The sequence below is a fragment of the Gracilibacillus sp. JCM 18860 genome (genome assembly GCF_055395245.1).
Genome location: NZ_AP043868.1, coordinates 294,782 through 316,640 on the forward strand (window position 1 = coordinate 294,782; position 21,859 = coordinate 316,640).

Annotated in this window: 19 protein-coding genes; all 19 read left to right on the top strand. The window is 36.4% G+C overall.

What is annotated here, in order from left to right; all coding sequences use genetic code 11:
* The first annotated feature begins 22 nt into the window (after positions 1–22).
* The 19 genes from ACZ5R4_RS01580 to ACZ5R4_RS01670 all read left to right on the top strand — a co-directional run bounded on the left by ACZ5R4_RS01580 (position 23) and on the right by ACZ5R4_RS01670 (position 21,647).
* On the top strand, positions 23–1,081 hold the full coding sequence (locus ACZ5R4_RS01580; RefSeq protein WP_109984426.1) for a protein-glutamate methylesterase/protein-glutamine glutaminase: 1,059 nt from the start codon (positions 23–25) through the stop codon (positions 1,079–1,081).
* A gap of 19 nt (positions 1,082–1,100) precedes the next feature.
* A complete protein-coding gene (locus ACZ5R4_RS01585) occupies positions 1,101–3,104 on the top strand; it encodes a chemotaxis protein CheA (protein ID WP_109984425.1) in 2,004 nt (667 codons plus the stop codon).
* Between the two features lie 11 nt (positions 3,105–3,115).
* Positions 3,116–3,589, top strand: a complete 474-nt coding sequence (locus ACZ5R4_RS01590; protein ID WP_054789005.1) for a chemotaxis protein CheW — start codon at positions 3,116–3,118, stop codon at positions 3,587–3,589.
* Entirely contained in the window at positions 3,589–4,224 is a 636-nt protein-coding gene (locus ACZ5R4_RS01595; RefSeq protein ID WP_464367991.1) for a chemotaxis protein CheC, read from the top strand. Before ACZ5R4_RS01590 ends, ACZ5R4_RS01595 begins: the two co-directional genes overlap by 1 nt.
* Positions 4,221–4,715, top strand: coding sequence for a chemotaxis protein CheD (locus ACZ5R4_RS01600; protein ID WP_054789004.1), 495 nt, complete (start codon positions 4,221–4,223; stop codon positions 4,713–4,715). Before ACZ5R4_RS01595 ends, ACZ5R4_RS01600 begins: the two co-directional genes overlap by 4 nt.
* 31 nt (positions 4,716–4,746) lie before the next feature.
* Positions 4,747–5,499 carry a FliA/WhiG family RNA polymerase sigma factor gene (locus ACZ5R4_RS01605; RefSeq protein ID WP_109984423.1) on the top strand — a complete coding sequence of 251 codons (753 nt, stop codon included), beginning with the start codon at positions 4,747–4,749 and terminating at the stop codon, positions 5,497–5,499.
* Between the two features lie 33 nt (positions 5,500–5,532).
* Entirely contained in the window at positions 5,533–6,894 is a 1,362-nt protein-coding gene (locus ACZ5R4_RS01610) for a DUF342 domain-containing protein (RefSeq protein ID WP_464367992.1), read from the top strand.
* Between the two features lie 26 nt (positions 6,895–6,920).
* Positions 6,921–7,226, top strand: a complete 306-nt coding sequence (locus ACZ5R4_RS01615) for a hypothetical protein (RefSeq protein WP_054789001.1) — start codon at positions 6,921–6,923, stop codon at positions 7,224–7,226.
* A gap of 11 nt (positions 7,227–7,237) precedes the next feature.
* A complete protein-coding gene (locus ACZ5R4_RS01620; protein ID WP_054859481.1) occupies positions 7,238–7,750 on the top strand; it encodes a DUF6115 domain-containing protein in 513 nt (170 codons plus the stop codon).
* A 151-nt stretch (positions 7,751–7,901) separates the two neighbouring features.
* On the top strand, positions 7,902–8,663 hold the full coding sequence (rpsB, locus tag ACZ5R4_RS01625) for a 30S ribosomal protein S2 (RefSeq protein ID WP_054859480.1): 762 nt from the start codon (positions 7,902–7,904) through the stop codon (positions 8,661–8,663).
* Positions 8,664–8,880: 217 nt separating this feature from the next.
* Complete coding sequence (gene tsf / locus ACZ5R4_RS01630) at positions 8,881–9,768, top strand: translation elongation factor Ts (protein ID WP_054859479.1); 888 nt, start codon at positions 8,881–8,883, stop codon at positions 9,766–9,768.
* Between the two features lie 129 nt (positions 9,769–9,897).
* Entirely contained in the window at positions 9,898–10,623 is a 726-nt protein-coding gene (gene pyrH / locus ACZ5R4_RS01635) for a UMP kinase (protein ID WP_109984419.1), read from the top strand.
* Entirely contained in the window at positions 10,623–11,180 is a 558-nt protein-coding gene (gene frr / locus ACZ5R4_RS01640) for a ribosome recycling factor (RefSeq protein WP_109984418.1), read from the top strand. The genes pyrH and frr overlap by 1 nt, the downstream gene beginning before the upstream one ends.
* A gap of 223 nt (positions 11,181–11,403) precedes the next feature.
* Complete coding sequence (locus tag ACZ5R4_RS01645; protein ID WP_109984417.1) at positions 11,404–12,168, top strand: isoprenyl transferase; 765 nt, start codon at positions 11,404–11,406, stop codon at positions 12,166–12,168.
* 13 nt (positions 12,169–12,181) lie between these two features.
* Positions 12,182–12,967 carry a phosphatidate cytidylyltransferase gene (locus ACZ5R4_RS01650; RefSeq protein ID WP_109984416.1) on the top strand — a complete coding sequence of 262 codons (786 nt, stop codon included), beginning with the start codon at positions 12,182–12,184 and terminating at the stop codon, positions 12,965–12,967.
* A 24-nt stretch (positions 12,968–12,991) separates the two neighbouring features.
* On the top strand, positions 12,992–14,143 hold the full coding sequence (locus tag ACZ5R4_RS01655; RefSeq protein ID WP_054859476.1) for a 1-deoxy-D-xylulose-5-phosphate reductoisomerase: 1,152 nt from the start codon (positions 12,992–12,994) through the stop codon (positions 14,141–14,143).
* 52 nt (positions 14,144–14,195) lie between these two features.
* On the top strand, positions 14,196–15,452 hold the full coding sequence (gene rseP, locus ACZ5R4_RS01660; RefSeq protein WP_109984415.1) for an RIP metalloprotease RseP: 1,257 nt from the start codon (positions 14,196–14,198) through the stop codon (positions 15,450–15,452).
* Between the two features lie 118 nt (positions 15,453–15,570).
* Complete coding sequence (locus ACZ5R4_RS01665) at positions 15,571–17,268, top strand: proline--tRNA ligase (RefSeq protein ID WP_109984414.1); 1,698 nt, start codon at positions 15,571–15,573, stop codon at positions 17,266–17,268.
* An 89-nt stretch (positions 17,269–17,357) separates the two neighbouring features.
* Positions 17,358–21,647, top strand: coding sequence for a PolC-type DNA polymerase III (locus tag ACZ5R4_RS01670; protein WP_464367993.1), 4,290 nt, complete (start codon positions 17,358–17,360; stop codon positions 21,645–21,647).
* Positions 21,648–21,859 lie beyond the last annotated feature (212 nt).

Sequence of the window (21,859 nt, forward strand, 5' to 3'; positions counted from 1 at the left end):
AATGACAGGAAGGTAGAACTGAATGAAAAAATATACTGCGTTAGTTGTAGATGATTCAGCATTCATGAGAAAGATGATCACAGATATTATTAATCAATCTAGACTAATCGAGGTGATTTCTACAGCGAGAAACGGAGAAGATGCGCTCGAAAAAGTAGAAAAGTGGAAGCCTGATGTAGTGACAATGGATGTCGAAATGCCTATTATGGACGGGATTACGACATTAACTCATATGATGGAGAAGAGTCCAACGCCAGTTGTTATGTTATCCAGTTTGACTAAAATAGGTGCAGATAAAACAATGGAAGCAATGTCATTAGGCGCAGTTGATTTTATCGCAAAGCCATCTGGTTCGATTTCATTGAATATTAAAGAGATCCAACAAGAGATTATCAGTAAAGTCGAGCAGGCAGTAGTTTCTAACATATCCACCTTTCAAAAAAGAGAGAAAGCAAAATCGGTCTCTTTGGATACAGAAAGCCGATTTCTAAAACGTAATCGCCCTATGGTCAACCCGATCATTGCGATTGGCTCTTCAACGGGAGGTCCGAGAGCATTACAGGAGATTATCACCAATTTACCAAGTGATTTTAAGGCACCAATTGTAGTTGTGCAACATATGCCAAAAGGTTTTACCAAATCACTTGCAGATCGCTTGAATAAATTATCCAATGTAGAAGTAAAAGAAGTGGAAAATGGTGATTTAATTGAAAAGGGTAAGGTCTACATAGCAGAAGGTGGGAAACAGTTTGAGGTGATAGGGAATGGGGCGGAATTGATTGCTAAAGTGTCAAAGCGCGAACCGGTAAATGGTCACCAACCCTCGGTGGATGTCTTGTTTGGTTCGATTGCAAGGTTACCTCATTGTCATCCCCTTTCTATTATTCTAACAGGAATGGGGAAGGATGGATCTAATGGTATAGTTCAATTGAAACAGAGGCATCCGAGAACGATTACCATTTCCCAATCTAAAGAAACCTGTGTTGTTTATGGAATGCCACAAGCCGCCGAAAGAACTAGTTTAGTAGATTATGTTTTAGATATCCAAGATATAAGCACAATCTTGCAGGAAAAAGTCTAACATATGAGAGGTGAGGAAATTGGAAAATAATGAGTATTTAGAAGTCTTTATCGAAGAAAGTAAAGAACATATCCAGTCCCTAAATGATCAGCTGCTTGTTCTAGAAAAGGAACCTACTAATTTGAATACAATTGGCGAAATATTTCGCTCAGCACACACACTTAAAGGCATGGCTGCTACGATGGGCTTTCAAGACATTGCTGATTTGACACATAAAATGGAAAATGTATTGGATGCTGTAAGAAATGAAAAGATAGTGGTCAACTCTACGATGATTGACGTAATATTTCAAGCGGTTGACCAGTTAGAAGGTATGGTTTTCGATATTGCTGAGGGAGGAAATGGTTCTTCTGATGTACAACAGCTTGTCAAACAGCTTCAACAGATTGAAAACAACGAGGCACCAGATCGTGAGGTGCAAATAATTGAAGAAAGCGAACAAACTACTAGTGATAATGTCCATTTCAGTAAACTCGATGAATTTGAAATGGCTGTTCTCCAACAATCAGCAGAGAAGGACTTTAAGAATTTCGAAGTATACGTCAAATTAAATGATAATTGTTTACTAAAAGCAGCTCGAGTGTATATGATCTTTGAGGTGTTAGAACAAGTCGGTGAGGTAATTAAGTCAGAACCGGCTGTTCAAGAATTAGAAGAAGAAAATTTTGATTTAGATTTTCATGTATTACTTATTACAAAACACGATGCAAATGACATTGAACAAAGAGTAAGGAAAGTATCGGAAATCGATAAAGTAACTGTTCGAGAATTTTCATTTCAAACCCAATCAGAACCACCAAAAGCTAAAGATGAACCAAAAACATCCAAGCCACAAGAAAAAGAGTCTGAAAAAAATAACACGCAAAAAGCAGTTACGAGCAAAACAATTCGAGTGAATATCGATCGTCTAGATGGATTAATGAACCTTTTTGAGGAATTAGTCATTGATCGTGGCCAGCTAGAACAAATCGCTACAAACTTAAAGAATCCAGATCTATCCGAAACGGTGGAGAGAATGACAAGAGTAACTGGTGATTTGCAGAACATCATTTTGAATATGAGAATGGTTCCTGTAGAGCAAGTATTTAATCGATTTCCAAGAATGGTTCGACAGCTGTCGAAGGATTTAGGTAAAAGGATTAATCTTGAAATAATTGGTGCCGAAACAGAATTAGATCGTACGGTTATTGATGAAATTGGTGACCCTTTGGTTCATTTAATTCGCAATTCTTTAGACCACGGTATCGAAACTCCTGAAAAGCGTAAGGCTAAAGGCAAACAGGAAGAGGGTCATTTGACATTAAAGGCATATCACAGTGGTAACCATGTCTTTATCGAAATAGCAGATGATGGTGCGGGTATTAATCGAGAGAAGGTACTTGAGAAAGCTATTGCCAATCAGGTAATTACTTCAGAGGAAGCAGAAACATTGACTGATCAACAGGTACATCAATTAATTATGTCAAGTGGTTTTTCTACGGCTGATAAGATTTCAGACATTTCTGGACGAGGTGTTGGATTAGATGTTGTAAGGAATACTATTGAATCACTTGGTGGAACTTTAACCATTGAATCTGAAGAAGGAAAAGGGTCATTATTTTCGATTCAATTGCCACTAACTTTATCCATAATTTCTGTGTTGCTCGTCGAAGTGGAAGAAGAAAAATATGCCATACCACTTTCATCTATTATTGAAACAGCAATCATTCACAAGAACGATATTCTGAATGCCCATAATAAAGAAGTCATTGACTTTAGAGGAAAGGTAGTACCATTAGTTTCCTTGAAAAATGTGTTTGAAATACCAGCTGGAGAAACCGAAGAGGAGCATTATTCGGTTGTCATCATTCGCAAAGGGGAGAAAATGGCTGGTTTAATTGTAAATAAATTTATTGGACAGCATGAAATTGTTTTAAAATCACTAGGGGATTATCTAGGGGACGTATTTGCGATTTCTGGTGCAACCATTTTAGGCGATGGTCAGGTAGCCTTGATTGTAGATACGAATACATTAATTAGTTAGGAGGTGTCGTCATGGAAGAAAAGCAAGTGAAAAAATCGATCATCATTGAACTTGATAAGGAAGAATATGCACTTCCAGTTGAAATAATTGGTGGAATCGAGCGAATGCAACAAATAACGAGAGTTCCTAAAACTGCGAAATTTGTAAAAGGTGTCATTAATCTACGTGGAGTTGTCACACCAATTATTGATCTTCGTGAAAGATTTGGCATGGATCGTATTCCGCAAACAGATAGCACAAGGATTATCATCATTCATCAGGATAAATACAACATTGGACTTATTGTAGATGCTGCCTACGATGTCATAGATATACAATCAGAAGACATAGAGCCTGCACCAAAAGTAGTTGGCACAGTAGATGTGGATTATATAGAAGGTGTTGCGAAAATAGGCAAAAGATTAGTCATGATATTGAATTTAGAAAAGGTACTCTCAGCTGATTCCTATCAAGGGAAGATAGAAGCAGAAGAGGTCCAAAAATAATGGATCGTTTAGATCAGTTGACCCAAATACATCTTGATGTATTAAAAGAAATTGGCAACATAGGTGCAGGAAATGCAGCGACAGCCTTATCCGAGCTATTAAATAAAAAAATCGATATGTCCATCCCGTATATTAAGATTGTTGATTTTAATGAGTTAATAGATTTGGTTGGTGGGCCGGAAAGACTGATCGTTGCGGTATTTTTGCGAATTCAAGGTGATGCACCTGGGAGTATGTTTTTCATCCTTTCACCAGAGGAAGCAGATACACTCGCACAGCAATTAACAGGAGATAATCATTTCCAAACGACTTTAATGGAGGATAACCCCCTTGCCTATTCGGCATTGTCAGAGGTTGGTAATATTTTATCTGGATCGTATTTATCATCCTTGTCCGATTTTACAACACTGAACCTTCAACCAACTGTCCCAACACTTGTCATAGATATGGCTGCCGCTATATTGATGGAAGGTCTAGTAGAAATATCGCAAGAGAGTGATTACGCCATTATGATTGATACGATGATTGAAGAAGGGGAAAATGGCGGAACACAAGTAAAAGGGCATTTTTTCTTGCTTCCTGATCCAGAATCCTTTGCTAAAATCTTCCGAGCGTTAGGAGTACAAAACCAATGATAACTTCAACGATAGTAAAGGTTGGAATTGCTGATGTAAAAGTAGCGAACGCTCCTCACCTTTTAAAAACGTCAGGATTAGGGTCTTGTGTTGGAGTCGTTATTTATGATTTAAAGCTAAAAGTAGCAGGACTAGCTCATATCATGTTACCAGATTCTACTGCATCAAAAAGAGAGAATAGAAATGGAATGAAATATGCTGATACGGGAATTGATTTATTATTGGAATTACTTATAAAGCAGGGAGTAAATAAGCATTCCCTAAAAGCGAAATTAGCTGGTGGTGCTCATATGTTTGCCTTTCGTTCGGACAACCAAATGCTTCGTATAGGTGAACGGAATGTGGAAGCAGTTATTCTTAAACTTAATCAACTAAATATTCCTATTCTTGCGCAGGATGTAGGTGGGAATAAAGGTAGAACAATAGAATTTGATCCAGATACTGGTCTACTATCAATCAAAACCGTTAATAGTGAAATGAAATGTATCTAAGATAGAAGAAATTAAGGAAAGAGGTGGTTAGATGGGAAAGGTTGGTATTGAAGAAAGGTCAATATGGAACGAATGGATTCAGAATAAAAACGAAGATAATACCAATCAATTAATTGACCATTATATGTATTTAGTACAATATCATGTCCAACGAATCGCATCCAATCTGCCGAAAAGTGTTCAAAAAGAAGATTTAAGAAGCTTGGGGTTATTCGGGTTATATGATGCTATCCTTAAATTTGACCCAAATCGGGACTTGAAGTTTGATACCTATGCATCCTTTCGAATAAAAGGTGCCATTATCGATGGCCTACGCAAGGAAGATTGGTTACCGAGATCAGCTCGAGAAAAAGTGAAAAAGATTGATTTTGCTGTGGAAGCATTAGAACAACAACTTCAAAGAGAAGTAAGTGCTGAAGAAATTGCTGCACATCTAAAAATGAAAAAAGAAGAAGTTGAGGAAGTAATTAAGGATAGTTTCTTTTCCAACTTACTTTCAATGGAGGACAAAGGGGCAAATGATGAATATAAAGAAGGAATTGGTTATCATATACCAGACGAAAAAGAACTAACGCCTGAAGAAAATGTATTAAAGCAGGAAAAACTTCATCAATTAAGTCAACATATTCAAAAATTGAATGAGAACGAGCAATTGGTTCTAAGTTTATTCTATGATAAGGAATTGACCTTCACAGAGATTGGCAAAGCTTTAGGCTTAACAACCTCTAGAATTTCTCAAATTCATAAACAGGCAATTTTTAAAATCAGACAGATGTTCTCCTAGAATAAAATAATGTGTAAATGGGGCATGAATAAGATGGAACTTAAAGATGTTCTTCGCGTGAATTATTCAAAGGATAAGTTAAAGGCTTGGATTGAATTGCTCGATTCAAGTTTTTTCGATGAAGTTACAGAGGAAGATGTAGGTTTTTTAATAGAAAAAGCAAAAATCAACTTTGGTTTAGTAGAATGGCAACAATCAGATTGGAAACAGATCCTTGCTAATCATCAACCTTTAATAATTGCAAAAGGGATTCCACCCGAGAATGGCGAGGATGGCTATTTAGAATGGAAAATAACATTAAATTCATCTATTTCTGAGGAAGAAAAATTCTCTTTTCGTGATGTGACCAAAATACCAAGTGTTAATAAAGGTGACAAGATTGCGACGATAGTACCTGCAACAGAGGGGAAAGAAGGAACGGATGTGTTCGGTAATCCTATTCGTCAGAAAAAAGGGGTCGGAGTTAGAACGAAAGCAGGAAAAAATGTAGAGATAGAGGAAGAAACGAATGTATTTGTTGCAACTGCTGAAGGACAGTTATCCATCACGACAAAATTTATACATGTATTTCCACTATATGAATTAAGCGGAGATTTATCTCTAGAAACAGGGAATATCGATTTTGTCGGTTCTGTTACGATAAGAGGAAATGTTGGTACAGGCTATTCTGTGAAAGCAAAAGGAGATTTGTTCATCAGTGGTCTTGTGGAAGGGGCATTTCTACAAGCAGGGGGAAATATTGTTATCAATGAAGGAATCTCAGGTATGGACAAAGCCTACATTAAAGCTGAAGGAAATATTGAAACCAATTACATTAATCAGGCGAAGATAGAAACAGGAAATAATCTTGTTGTAAAAAAGTCGATTCTTCATAGTGATTGTGTTGCTGAAGGAGATATTATATGTCAGAATGGAAGTATTATTGGCGGTTCCAATTCAGCAGGAAGACAAATTGAAGTAAAGAATGTGGGCAATTTTGCTTTTACAAAGACAGAATTAGCCTTGGGAATTAACAAGAAAGTTAGTGAACAGGTGGAACAATTGAATGAACAGCTGTCGGCATTAAAGGATAATCAAAACAAATTGGTTTTACTCGGTAACCAATTACAGAAAAAGAAAAAACAGAGTGGGTTGAATACAAAAGAACGAATTGTCCTACTAAAACAACGTCATTCATTGGAGAAGGTTACGAAAGATATAGAACAGATACAATTAGAAATGACAGAATTGCAATGGACAATCGGTAATTTTACAGAAATGTCGATTAATGTTTACGGAAAAGCATTCGGAAATGTTGAATTAAATATCGGTAAATATAGTCGTCTCTTAAAGGATGAGCATAGTTGTTTTAAATCCTATTTAAAAGACATGGAGATCGTGATGGAACCACTTTAAATATGGGAGCAAGGGATTGATTCCGAGTGAGTTGGAAATCAGTAGAGATGCAAGTAGCGTTACCGCGAACACAGGATGCAGGGAAAATCCAAGAGCACTTACAGCAACAAGGAAGACTAGGCCAGGAACAATTGGCCCAATCTCAAGTATTAGAAGAGATCAGAAAAAGACAGCGAGTTATCAAGCAACAAGAATCAGAGAAATTGAGATTGAAAAATAACCAAAAAGAAAAGGGTCATCATGATAATGAACGTTCTCCTTCAACAGAAGAGGAAAAGGAAGCGAACCAGCAACATCCTTATTTAGGAAAGCGGATTGATATTAAGAGATAAGAAGGGTATTTATGATATATTTATTGCTATTATTAAGTTTTCTTATTCATATTATTACATTTATTGTTATTCGTCATTTAAAAATGAAACAACAAAACATAGAAGATATTGAAGCAAATGTCTTGGAGCAAGTGGAAAAAATGGAGGATTCTTTGGCATTATATTTAGTAGAAATGAAAGAAGAGAATCAGAAATTCTTGGAGCAAATAGATTCAATGGACAATCCATCAGTGGAGATAACAGAAGCTGTTCAACAAAATCAACTAAAAAAGAAGACAACGAATGAAGTACCTCAACCGAATAAACCAGAAGAAGGAACTGTGAGAATTCCCAAAGATAATGAATACGAAGACTATCAACCGATTACAGATGGGATACAAAAAGACACAGTAGAACAATCCTTGACTGCACAAATTCTCCACCTTTCTCAAAAAGGCATGACTTCTGATGAAATTGCTAAGAAATTGGATAAAGGAAAGACAGAAATAGAACTATTATTAAAATTTCAACAAAAAAACAGATAAAATAGCTTGATTGCATAAAATCAATATGTTATATTTGTTCATGGTGTTAAATACACACGTTTGTGGAAGGTAAAAGTGGTGCTATTGATTTAGTCCTTTTATCTAATGATACAAATGGAGGATAAAAAACCAATTTACAGGAGGAAAGAAAATGGCAGTAATCTCAATGAAACAGCTATTAGAGGCTGGTGTGCATTTTGGTCACCAAACTCGTCGTTGGAATCCGAAGATGAAAAAATACATCTTCACAGAACGTAACGGTATTTACATTATTGACCTACAAAAAACCGTAAAGAAAGTAGAAGAAGCGTACAATTTCGTTAAAGAAATCGCAGAAAATGATGGTACTGTTTTATTTGTAGGTACCAAGAAGCAAGCACAAGAATCAGTGAAGGAAGAAGCAATCCGTTCAGGAATGTTTTATGTAAACCAACGCTGGTTAGGTGGGACATTAACAAACTTTGAAACTATTCGTAAACGTATTAATCGTTTAAAAGATATCGAAAAAATGGAAGAAGATGGAACATTCGAAGTACTTCCTAAAAAAGAAGTAGTAGGTCTATTAAAAGAAAAAGAAAGACTTGTTAAATTCTTAGGTGGTATTAAAGAAATGAACAAAATTCCCGATGCTCTTTTCATTATTGATCCAAGAAAAGAACGCATTGCAGTTGCGGAAGCACATAAACTTAATATTCCAATTGTAGGGATCGTAGATACTAACTGTGATCCAGACGAAATCGATTATGTTATCCCAGCTAATGATGATGCTATCCGTGCAGTTAAATTACTTACTGGAAAAATGGCTGACGCTATTTTAGAAGTAAAACAAGGTGAAGTAACGGAAGAAGTTGCTGAAGAGCAAGCGGAAGAACAAGAAGAAGCAAATGCAGAAGTAGAAACTGCAGAAGAGTAAAAGAGTAAAGAAGGTTTTGGGTGATAAGAGGGGGACCTTTTATCACCTTTTTTACACGTTAGGTAAGTATAAAATTTTACACAGCAGAAGTTTCTACGCAGCTACATTTTAAGGTGCCAAGTATAAACAAAAACTAGGCATTCGCAAAAGAAGAGCGAATGCGAGTTTTTCTAAAGCAATAGACAATAAGTATACATTACTTAAAGGAGGAAGATTTATGGCAATTACTGCAAAGTTAGTAAAAGAATTAAGAGAAAAAACTGGTGCAGGTATGATGGATTGTAAAAAAGCACTTCAAGAAACAGATGGTGATATCGATAAAGCGATTGACTACCTACGTGAAAAAGGTATATCAAAAGCAGCGAAAAAAGCAGACCGTATTGCAGCAGAAGGTTCAGCATATGTTGAAGTTGAGGGTAACGATGCAGTGCTTCTTGAAGTTAACTGTGAGACAGACTTTGTCACTAAAAATGATCAATTTAAATCACTTCTACAAGCATTAGCTAAGCACATCTTATCTGAAAAGCCAGGTAGTGTAGAAGAAGCATTAGCACAACCTTTAAATGGTGAAGGTGAAAAAGTGGAAGAATTTATTAATTCTAACATTGCTAAGATTGGTGAAAAAATCTCTTTACGTCGTTTTGCCCTTTTCACTAAAACAGATCAAGATGTATTTGGTGAGTACATTCACATGGGGGGGAATATCGGTGTTGTAACTGTATTGGAAGGTACAACAGACGAGCAGCTTGCTAAAGATATTGCAATGCATGTCGCTGCCGTAAACCCTCGCTACTTATCTCGTGATGCGGTAGCTCAAGAAGATGTTGAAAAAGAAAGAGAAGTATTAAAAACACAAGCTTTAAACGAAGGAAAGCCTGAACATATTGTAGAAAAAATGGTAGAAGGTCGTTTAGGAAAATTCTTTGAAGAAATTTGTTTATTAGAGCAAAGCTTTGTCAAAGACCCTGATCAAAAAGTAAAACAAATTGTGAAAAATAAAAATGCTTCAGTAAAATCTTTTGTTCGTTATGAAGTTGGCGAAGGTATTGAAAAGCGTGTAGATAACTTTGCTGAAGAAGTTATGAGCCAAGTTAATAAAAAATAATTTAACCAAATTGGAGGGGCACCAGGTGTCCCTTTTCTTTGCACTGTAAAAAAGTAATATCGATGAATAAGAAACGTTTTGCGATCAAATCGTATTTTTATTATAATATTTACATATACGGAGGTTATTATGGCTACTGCTAACTACAGAAGAGTTGTGTTAAAATTAAGTGGTGAAGCTTTAAGTGGTGAACAAGGTTTTGGAATCGAACCATCTATCATTCAATCTGTTGCGAAACAGGTCAAGGATGTCGTGGAATTAGGTGTTGAAGTTGCTGTGGTGGTTGGTGGTGGAAACATTTGGCGAGGTAAGATCGGAAGTGAGATGGGAATGGACAGAGCAAATGCAGATTATATGGGCATGCTGGCTACTGTCATGAATTCTCTAGCACTGCAGGATAGTCTAGAAAACCTCGGTATACCAACGAGGGTCCAAACCTCTATTGAGATGCGTCAAGTAGCAGAACCATATATAAGACGTAAAGCAATCAGACACTTAGAGAAAAAACGGGTAGTTATCTTTGCAGCAGGTACAGGTAACCCATACTTCTCGACAGATACAACAGCAGCACTCAGAGCGGCAGAGATTGAAGCAGATGTTATTTTGATGGCGAAAAATAACGTCGATGGGGTTTATACAGCTGATCCGAAGGTGGATAAGGATGCTAAGAAATATGATCAATTATCTTATTTAGAAATTTTAAATGAAGGATTAGGTGTAATGGATTCTACAGCCTCTTCTCTCTGTATGGATAACAATATTCCATTACTAGTATTTTCAATATCAGAAGAAGGAAATATTAAAAAAGCAGTAGTTGGTGAAAATATCGGTACCATTATAAGGGGGAAAGAATAATGTCAGATGTATTGTTAAAAGAAACGAAGGAAAAAATGGAACAAGCAGTAAAGGCTTATTCTAAAAATTTAGCAACGGTAAGAGCTGGTAGAGCAAATCCTGCTCTTCTCGATAGTGTTCAAGTAGAATACTATGGAGCGCTTACCCCATTAAATCAGTTATCATCCATTACAGTACCAGAGGCGCGTTTACTTCTTATCACTCCATTTGATAAATCGTCTATTGGTGATATTGAAAAGGCGATTCAAAAGGCTGATTTAGGCCTTTCACCTTCTAGTGATGGAAATGTCATTCGCTTAAGTATTCCGCCACTTACCGAAGAACGACGTAAAGAATTGGTAAAAGTTGTTGGTAAATTTGCGGAAGAGTCCAAAGTACAAATTCGTAACATTCGCCGTGATACGAATGACCAATTGAAAAAAGACGAAAAAAATGGTGAAATTACAGAAGATGAATTAAGAGGTTATCAGGACGAAGTACAAAGTGCTACTGATGAGCACATTAGCCAAATTGATGGATTAACAAAAGAAAAAGAACAAGAAATTATGGAAGTATAAGCTAAAAAAAGGTAGAATGAAAATGTGAGAATAAACCCTCTTGTGAAGAAGAGGGTTTTTCCACTTTATCGCTTCTTCCCATTAGAGTATGAAAAAAGTAATGATAAGAATAATAATACGTTAACGTACATAGTAGATAAGGGAAGCAAGCTATAGTTTCGTTAAGTAGTCTCTATATGAAATGAAGAAGTATTTCAATGTGTTGAACAATGGAGGATCAAAAATGGCTTTGTTTAAACTTCCTTTCTTAAAAAAAGAAAAAAATTTAGTAAGGCCTGAGCTACAAGTAGAGAGAATACCTGAACATATCGCCATCATCATGGACGGAAATGGGCGATGGGCTCAAAATAAAGGATTACCTCGTGTCGCGGGACATAGACAGGGGATGGATAATGTTAAAAGGATCGTGAAAATTGCCAATTCTTATAATGTGAAGATTCTCACCCTTTACGCATTCTCGACTGAAAATTGGAAAAGACCGTCTAATGAGATAGAATATCTAATGAAACTACCAATAGATTTTCTTCAGCATTATTTACCGGAATTAATGGAAGAGAATGTGAAAATAGAAACGATTGGTGATTTAGAGCACCTTCCTAATAAAACAAGTGCAGCCATTATGAGTGCAATTGATAAGACTTCTGCGAATACTGGATTGATCCTAAATATAGCTATAAATTATGGTAGCCGTTATGAAATGATCCAATCTGTGAAAGCTATTTGTAAGGAGGTTCTAGAAGGGAATTATTCCATAGAAGAAATTGATGAGCAAATGTTTAGCCGTCATTTATATACTTCTGATATTTCTGATCCAGATCTTTTAATCAGGACTAGTGGTGAAATTCGATTAAGTAATTTCTTGCTTTGGCAATCAGCATACTCAGAATTATGGTTTACGGATACATTATGGCCAGACTTTAATGAAGAAGATTTTGAAAAAGCTATTAACGAATTTCAAAAGCGAAAACGTCGTTACGGCGGAATTTAAGGTGTGAATATTGATGAAAATTAGAATAATTACAGCAATAGTTGCTATACTTATCTTTTTTCCCTTAGTGTTTATGAATGGCTTACCATTTCAGATTGCAATGTATATCATTGCGACTATAGGGTTATTAGAATTATTACATATGCGAAAAACTACCTCATATCCAATTCCAACTATTTTAACAGTTATATTATTATGGGGATTACTTTTTCAAGGTGAATTTATCTTTTTCTCTACTAGAACCGAACTGTTAATGTTTTTTGTACTGTTATTGCTCGCTTATACTGTTTTAGTGAAGAATAAATTCACTTTTGAGGATGCAGGTTTTTTAATATTATCAACCATTTATGTCGGACTTGGCTTTTATTATTTTATCCAAACGAGAGATGTTGACAATGATGGACTTGTCTATATCTTTTATGCTATTCTAGTTATACTTTCAACGGACACGGGAGCGTATTTTTTTGGAAGGGCATTTGGAAGGAGAAAGCTATGGCCAAAAATCAGTCCTAATAAAACAATCGAGGGTGCCATTGGTGGGATATTGATAGCCTGTGTTGTTGCTGTCATTTTTCATACCTTTTTCCCCGTGCATGATTCTTTAATCATCGTTATATTAGTTACGATTTTAGCATCGATTGGTGGACAAGTTGGTGACTTGGTAGAATCGGCTATTAAACGATATTACAATGTGAAAGACTCAGGAAAATTATTGCCTGGTCATGGTGGAATACTTGACCGATTTGATAGTTGGTTATTTGTCTTTCCATTACTTCATTTTATTAATTTTATACAATAAACTATACTGGGGCGTTATTCAGATATGAAAAATATTACACTACTTGGAGCTACGGGTTCCATTGGTATGCAAACTCTGGATGTTATCGCTGAGCATCCTGAAGATTTCCGACTATTTGCTATCTCATTTGGAGAAAATATAGAAAAGGCAAAAATTATTTTGGAAAGATTTCAGCCAGAAAAAATTGTCGTAAAAAATGAAAAAGTAAAAAAGGAATTATTTTCACCTTCTAATAATACATCTATAGAAATATTAGTTGGTGAAGAAGCACTAGTAGAAGTTAGTTGTCATCCCAAGACAGATGTGTTAGTTAATGCGGTAATGGGAAGTGTTGGACTTGCCGCAACACTAGCCGCTATTGACGAAAAGAAACAAATAGCTATCGCAAATAAAGAAACTCTTGTCACTGCAGGACATCTCGTTATGAGAAAAGCAAAAGAAAATGGTGTAGACTTACTACCAATTGACAGTGAACACTCTGCAATATTTCAAGCATTAAATGGAGAAGCTTCTAGCCAAGTAAGCAGAATTATTTTGACTGCATCAGGAGGAAGCTTTCGTGACAAATCAAGAGCCGACCTTGAAGAAGTAACCATAGCCGATGCATTGAATCATCCAAACTGGAGCATGGGGGCAAAAATCACGATTGATTCTGCCACTATGATGAATAAAGGATTAGAGGTTATGGAAGCACATTGGCTATTTGGTTTACCCTATGAAAAAATTGACGTTATTCAACATAAAGAAAGCATCATCCATTCTATGGTTGAATTTGTTGATAAGAGTGTCATCGCACAGCTTGGTACGCCTGATATGAGGGTCCCAATTCAATATGCACTAACCTATCCAGATAGATTACCATTCTCTCAAACAGAAAGCTTAGATTTGCTTGAAGTAGGCAAGCTCCATTTCGAAAAAATGGATTTGCAACGTTTTCCTTGCTTACAATATGCCTATGATGCAGGGAAAAAAGGCGGAACGATGCCCACTGTGTTAAATGCAGCAAATGAAATAGCTGTTGATTTATTTTTAAAAGGAAACATTAGTTTTCTAGAAATTGAATCAGTTATTGAAAAAGCAATTAGCGACCATCAATCAATTGAAGATCCAGATTTAGTTACAATCCAAGAAGTTGATCAAAGCACTAGAATGAGGATTTTATCGCAGTATAAGTAAGAATTTTCAAATTATCTATCCCCCGTAAAGAAATGGAAGGAGTGTATGTTGATTGAATACGATCATAGCGTTTATTCTAATGTTCGGACTCTTAGTATTTGTTCATGAATTTGGTCATTTTATTTTCGCAAAGCGTGCAGGTATGCTAGTAAGAGAGTTCGCCATTGGATTTGGGCCTAAAATTTTTTCTACAACGAAAAATGAAACCCTGTATACCATTCGTTTGTTGCCTATGGGTGGCTATGTGCGAGTTGCTGGTGATGATCCGGAAATTGTTGATATAAAACCAGGTCAGCATATTGGTGTTACTTTTAATGAGGCAGGAAAAGTCAATCAAATTATTGTCAATAACAAAGATAAGCACCCAGATGCACTAGTGATAGAAGTAGAAAATATTGATCTAGACCACCGATTGAAAATGGAAGGCTATGAAGTAGGAGATGAACAACATTTCTCCTTCCAAGTAGACGAAAAGGCTCATTTTATTATGGATGAAAAACCAACCCAAATTGCTCCATACGATCGGCAATTTGCATCCAAAACAGTTGGGCAGCGAGCAATGCAATTGTTCGCTGGTCCTATGATGAACTTTCTATTATCTATCGTAATTTTTGCTGGGTTAGCAATGATTCAAGGTGTACCTGTGAAAGATATTGAAATTGGTTCTGTTGTGGAGAACAGCCCAGCAGAAGAAGCTGGCTTCCAGGCAGGAGATAAAGTTGTTGAAATAAACGGTGAATCTGTTGGAAAATGGTCCGAATTTGAAGAAATTGTACAAGCAAGTCCAGAAGAATCAGTAGATATGGTTGTAATAAGAAATGGGGAAAAGATTCCTTTAGAGGTTACTCCAGCTTTAGTTGAACTAGAACAGGAGTCATTTGGGCAAGTAGGTGTGGTTCAAGCTTCTGAAAAATCATTTATTCGGTCTATTCCATATAGTTTTCAGCAAACCTATGAATGGTCTACATTGATATTAACAAATCTAGGAAAATTAGTTACTGGTCAGTTCTCGATTGATATGTTATCAGGACCAGTTGGTATATATGATGCGACAGATCAAGTCGTTCAGACAGGATTTATGAATTTTATGATGTGGACTGCTATATTAAGTGTTAACTTAGGGATCGTTAATTTAGTGCCATTACCTGCATTAGATGGCGGACGTTTATTATTTGTTGGATTAGAAGCAGTAAGAGGAAAGCCAATCGATCCTCAGAAAGAAGGTGTCGTTCATTTCATAGGTTTTGCATTATTAATGCTACTAATGATTGTCGTAACATGGAATGATATCCAACGACTCTTTCTTTAGGTGAAGATTGCTTTACCCATCATTAAAGATTATCTTCATGATGACGATTATGATATGGTGAACAGAGAAATAATTCTTTTTGTAAATTTTATTTTTAAGCTTGAGGTGAATTTTCGAGATGAAACATAGTCAAACACTCATTCCAACATTAAAAGAAGTTCCAGCAGATGCCGAAATTAAAAGCCATCAGCTATTAGTTCGAGCAGGTTTTATACGTCAAACAGCATCTGGTGTATACAGCTTCCTTCCATTAGGAAATAAAGTATTAAAAAAGGTAGAAAATATTGTTAGAGAAGAAATGGAGAAGGCAGGAGCGGCAGAAATGCTCATGCCAGCATTACAGCCTGCGGATCTGTGGAAAAAAACAGGTAGATGGTATACGTTTGGTCCAGAATTAATGCGAATTAATGATCGTCATGATCGAGAGTTCGCACTAGGGGCAACTCATGAAGAAGTAATTACTAACTTAATAAGCGATGAAGTAAAAAGCTATAAAAAGCTCCCAATTACTTTATTTCAAATCCAATCAAAATACCGTGACGAAAAAAGACCGCGTTTTGGTTTGTTGCGTGGTCGGGAATTTGTTATGAAGGATGCTTATTCCTTTCATGATTCCTTTGAAAGCCTTGATGAAGCTTATGACAAGATGGTGACAGCCTATTCTACTATTTTTGAGCGTTGTGGACTAGATTTTCGTGCAGTGATTGCTGATTCTGGTGCAATGGGTGGCAAAGATACACATGAGTTTATGGTTCTGTCCGAAATTGGAGAAGATACAATCGCCTATTCTGATAGCTCTGATTTTGCAGCCAATATTGAAATGGCACCAGTTCTTGTTGATTATCGAAAAGAAAACGAAGAGTTAATGTCACTTGACAAGGTGGAAACACCTGGCTATAAAACGATGCAAGAGGTTTCGCAATATCTAAACAAACCGTTAGATAAAGGCATTAAATCCATCCTCTTTAAAGTAGATGAACGATTTGTCCTTGTTCTTTCACGCGGTGATCATGAAATCAATGATATAAAGTTGAAAAACTTGTATCAAACAACAGATATTGAATTAGCATCAGAGCAAGAAGCTCTTCAAGTATTAGGTGCAAAGGTAGGTTCATTAGGTCCGATCAATGTAAGTAATGTAGAAGTGATTGCCGACAATGCTGTGGAATTTATCGTCAATGGTTATTGTGGGGCAAATGAAGACGATAAACACTTTATCAATGTCAATCCATCTCGTGATTTTCAAGTCAAAAACTATGAAGATTTACGCTTTATTCAGGAAGGAGATCCATCGCCGGACGGTAAAGGTACGATTAGATTTGCTAAGGGGATTGAAGTGGGACACGTTTTCAAATTAGGACAGCTGTATGCAGATAAGTTAGGTGCGACCTATTTGAATGAACAAGGTAAACAAGAGACTATGATTATGGGGTGTTATGGAATCGGTGTTTCTCGAACACTCGCTGCTATCGTAGAACAATATCATGATGAGAAAGGCATCACATGGCCAAAAGAAATCAGTCCATATGATATACATCTAATTGTAGTGAATCCTAAAAACGAAGAACAAAGCAGGCTTTCAGATAAGCTATATAATCAATTAATGGACCAGCGCGTATCTGTTTTATATGATGATCGTAAAGAACGTCCAGGAGTAAAGTTTGCAGATAGTGATCTCATTGGTTTACCGATTCGTATTACAGTTGGTAAAAAAGCAAATGAAGGGATTGTTGAATGCAAGCTACGTACGACTGGGGAGCAATTTGATCTTCATGAATCAGAAATTATGTCGAAAATTCAATCACTGCTAGCTTAAAATATATTCCCTTGTCCTTTATAATAAGACAAGGGAATTATCATTTAGGACACAAATATTCAATGTTTAGAAGGCGAGGGGGCGAGAACATGAATACAACGAATAAAGAACGATTTGAATTATTAATGAAGCAAATCGGTATACCTGATGATATGAAAAATAAATATTTCCAAAATGGATCAATAGAAAAATTAGAGGTTTATCGCCAATCAAAAATCTGGCAGTTTCATTTACTTATCGAAAATGTATTACCAGCGGAAGCTTATCAACTGTTTGCACTGAAGCTAACCGAAGCATTTTCGACAATCGCTAAAGTATCTTGGGTATTTAAAACCCAAAACTCTATCTTATCCAATGAGGAATGGGGAAATTATTGGAGTGTTTTCTATTCAGAATTAATCCACCATTCACCTAAGTATCGAGCATTAGAGAATAAAAGGCCGTTAGTTAACGATAATAACATTATGTTAACTGTAAGCAATGAAATTGAACTACATTCATTAAAGCAAGAGCTACAAACAAAATTGGATGAATTTTGTGTAAAAATTGGCACAGAACGAAAAATGGTCGAAATGGAAGTAGTAGATCAGCAGGCAGAGTTGGAAAAATTTCAACAAGAAAAAGCCTTAGAGGATAGAAAACGTGTGGAGGAAGCTTTTAAACAACAAGAACAAAAAGTGAAAGAAAATAAAGAAGAACAGGACACTGGTCCTATACTAATTGGATATCCGATTAAGGATGAATCAGTACAAATGAAAGACATCATAGAAGAAGAGAAAAATGTCGTTTTTCAAGGATACTTATTTGATGTGGAAATCAGGGAATTACGGTCTGGACGTCACTTATTGATGTTAAAATTAACGGACTATAGCGATTCTTTTCAAATTAAAATGTTCTCTAAAGGTGATCAAGATGTTGAAAAGTATAAGCAATTGAAAGCTGGTATGTGGTTGAAAGCTAAAGGTATGATTCAAACCGATACCTTTTCCAACGAATTAACCATGATGGCAAAGGACATTCAACAAATCCCCTCCATTACTAGAGAAGATAACGGATTAGATGGTGAGAAGCGGATTGAACTGCATACACATACATTAATGAGTCAAATGGATGCTGTCGTATCTGCGTCTAAATTAATTGAACAAGCAGGTAAGTGGGGACACAAAGCGATTGCCATAACCGATCATGCTGTTGCACAAGCCTATCCAGAGGCTTATGCAGCTGGGAAAAAACACGGAGTTAAAATTATTTATGGGGTGGAAGCAAATATTGTCGATGATGGTGTTCCTATTGCCTATAATGCTGCAAATCGAGAGCTCTTAGATGATACGTATGTCGTGTTTGATGTCGAAACAACCGGCTTATCAGCTGTGTATGACACAATAATTGAGCTTGCAGCCGTAAAGGTGAAAAATGGCGAAATCATTGATCGATTTGAATCCTTTGCCAATCCACATCATCCATTATCGGAAACAACAATTAATTTAACGGGAATTACTGATGATATGGTGAAGGATGCGCCGGAAATAGAGGATGTCTTAAAGGATTTTCATGAATGGATGGAGAATGATATTCTGGTAGCACATAATGCAGATTTTGATATGGGCTTCATCAATACAGGCTTCAAGAAAATTGGACTAGAGGAAGCCACAAATCCTGTCATAGACACATTGGAATTAGCTCGATTTCTATTTCCAGAACTGAAGAATCATCGTTTAAATACCTTATGTAAAAAGCTAGACATCGAGTTAACCCAACATCACCGTGCTATCTATGATGCTGAGGCTACTGGCTATTTATTATGGAAATTTATTAAACTATCTCACGAAAATGGCATTACAAATCATAATCAATTCAATAAACATATGGGGGAAGGTAATGCCTATCAACGTTCAAGACCATTTCATGCTACATTACTTGCAGTGAATGAAGTAGGACTTAAAAATATTTTTAAACTAATTTCTCTTGCTCATATTCATTACTTCTACCGAGTACCTCGTATTCCGAGGTCCAAACTCCAAGAGCATCGTGAGGGTGTACTAATTGGTACTGCGTGTGACCAAGGAGAAGTCTTTGAAACAATGATGCAAAAATCAAAGGAGCAAGCAGAAAAAGTAGCTAAATTTTATGATTATATCGAAGTACAACCCCCGGCAAATTACGTACATTTATTGGACAAAGAGCTGGTGCAAAATGAAGCACAGCTTTATGATATTATAAGAAAGCTTGTCGAAATGGCTGATAGTCTTGGAAAACCTTGTGTGGCAACAGGTAATGTACATCATCTAGAAGAAAATGACCGACTTTATCGAAAAATATTAATTGCCTCTCAAAGTGGAAATCCATTAAATCGACAAACATTGCCAAATACTTATTTCAGAACAACGAATGAAATGGTAGAGGCATTTCACTTTTTAGGAGAAGAAAAGGCCAAGGAAATTGTCATTACTAATCCTCATCAACTTGTCGAGCAAATTGAAGATGTAAAGCCTGTTAAAGATGATTTATACACCCCAAATATTGATGGTGCAGAAGAAGAAATAAGGGAGCTAAGCTACTCTTTTGCAAAATCAATTTATGGTGACCCATTACCTGAAATTGTTGAACAAAGAATCGAAAAAGAATTAAAAAGTATTATTGGACATGGATTTGCAGTCATCTACTTAATTTCACATAAACTGGTAAAAAAATCTTTAGATGATGGTTATCTTGTTGGATCCAGAGGATCGGTTGGTTCCTCATTAATTGCGACATTTACGGAGATTACAGAAGTAAATCCATTACCACCACACTATGTCTGTCCTAACTGTAAACAGAGTGAATTTTTTAATGATGGTTCTGTAGGTAGTGGATTTGATTTGCCAGATAAAGATTGTCCTACATGTGAGGTTCCTCTTAAGAAAGATGGACAAGATATACCGTTTGAGACCTTCCTTGGATTTAAAGGAGATAAGGTTCCCGATATTGACTTGAACTTTTCTGGTGAATATCAACCAAGAGCCCATAATTATACGAAAGTATTGTTCGGAGAGGATAATGTCTATCGTGCAGGAACGATAGGTACAGTTGCTGAAAAAACAGCATATGGCTATGTGAAAGGTTATGCAGGCGATCATAATATGGTAATTAAAAATGCTGAAGTAGATCGTTTAGTTAAAGGCTGTACTGGTGCTAAAAGGACTACAGGCCAGCACCCAGGTGGTATAATTGTTGTTCCTGACGACATGGAAATCTATGACTTTACACCGATACAGTTTCCTGCGGATGATCGAAATTCAGAATGGCGTACGACACATTTTGACTTCCACTCTATTCACGATAATTTGTTGAAACTCGATATACTAGGACACGATGATCCAACTGTGATTCGGATGCTACAAGACTTAAGTGGTATAGATCCTAGAACGATTCCAACGGATGATGCGGAAGTGATGAAAATATTTTCTGGTCCAGAGGTGTTAGGAGTTACAGCAGAACAAATTATGTGTAAGACTGGTACACTAGGTGTCCCTGAATTTGGTACACGATTTGTTAGACAGATGTTAGAAGATACAAAACCGAAAACTTTTGCAGAACTTGTGATCATCTCTGGGTTAAGTCATGGTACAGATGTATGGCTCGGAAATGCCCAAGAGCTTATCGATAAAGGAATTTGTGAATTGCCTGATGTAATTGGGTGTCGTGATGATATTATGGTTTATTTAATGCACAAAGGTCTAGATGCTTCGCTAGCTTTTAAAATCATGGAGTTTGTTCGTAAAGGTAAAGGTCTACAAGATGAATGGATTATTGAGATGAAAAAACATGATGTACCAGATTGGTATATTGAATCATGTAAAAAAATTAAATACATGTTTCCGAAAGCACATGCTGCTGCCTATGTTTTAATGGCCGTACGTATCGCTTATTTCAAGGTACATCATCCGATCTTATTCTATGCAGCATACTTCACTGTCCGAGCAGATGACTTTGAGCTTGATACGATGGTAAAAGGCTCTGAAGCGATTAAGAATCGAATAAAAGAAATTAATGCAAAGGGTAACGATGCCTCCCCTAAAGAAAAAAGTTTACTAACCGTTTTAGAAATTTCTCTCGAAATGAATGAGCGAGGCTTTCATTTTCAAAAGGTTGATCTATATAAATCCTCAGCAACTGAGTTTTTAGTAGATGGTAATTCCTTAATCCCACCATTCAATGCAGTAGATGGTTTAGGAACCAATGCAGCGATCAACATTGAAAAAGCAAGAGAGGATGGCGAGTTCCTATCTAAGGAAGACCTTAGAGAGCGTAGTAGGATCTCTAAAACGGTCTTAGAATATTTAGATCAACATGGTTGTTTGGAAGGAATGGAAGAAAAGAACCAATTATCCTTGTTTTAATCCATCTAGGTAATGGCTTGCATCTTTTCTCCATTCATGTTATATTTTATAAAGAATTCATTTGAGACGAACGGAGAAAGAGTGGGACACCCCACTCTTTCTTCATAGTTATCAAACCAGCGGATCAAATAGGGCATCTATTAAATCCCTTGCCAAGCACTGGCAAGGGATTTATCACGTTAACATTCCCAAGAAGTGGTGCTAATGACTGC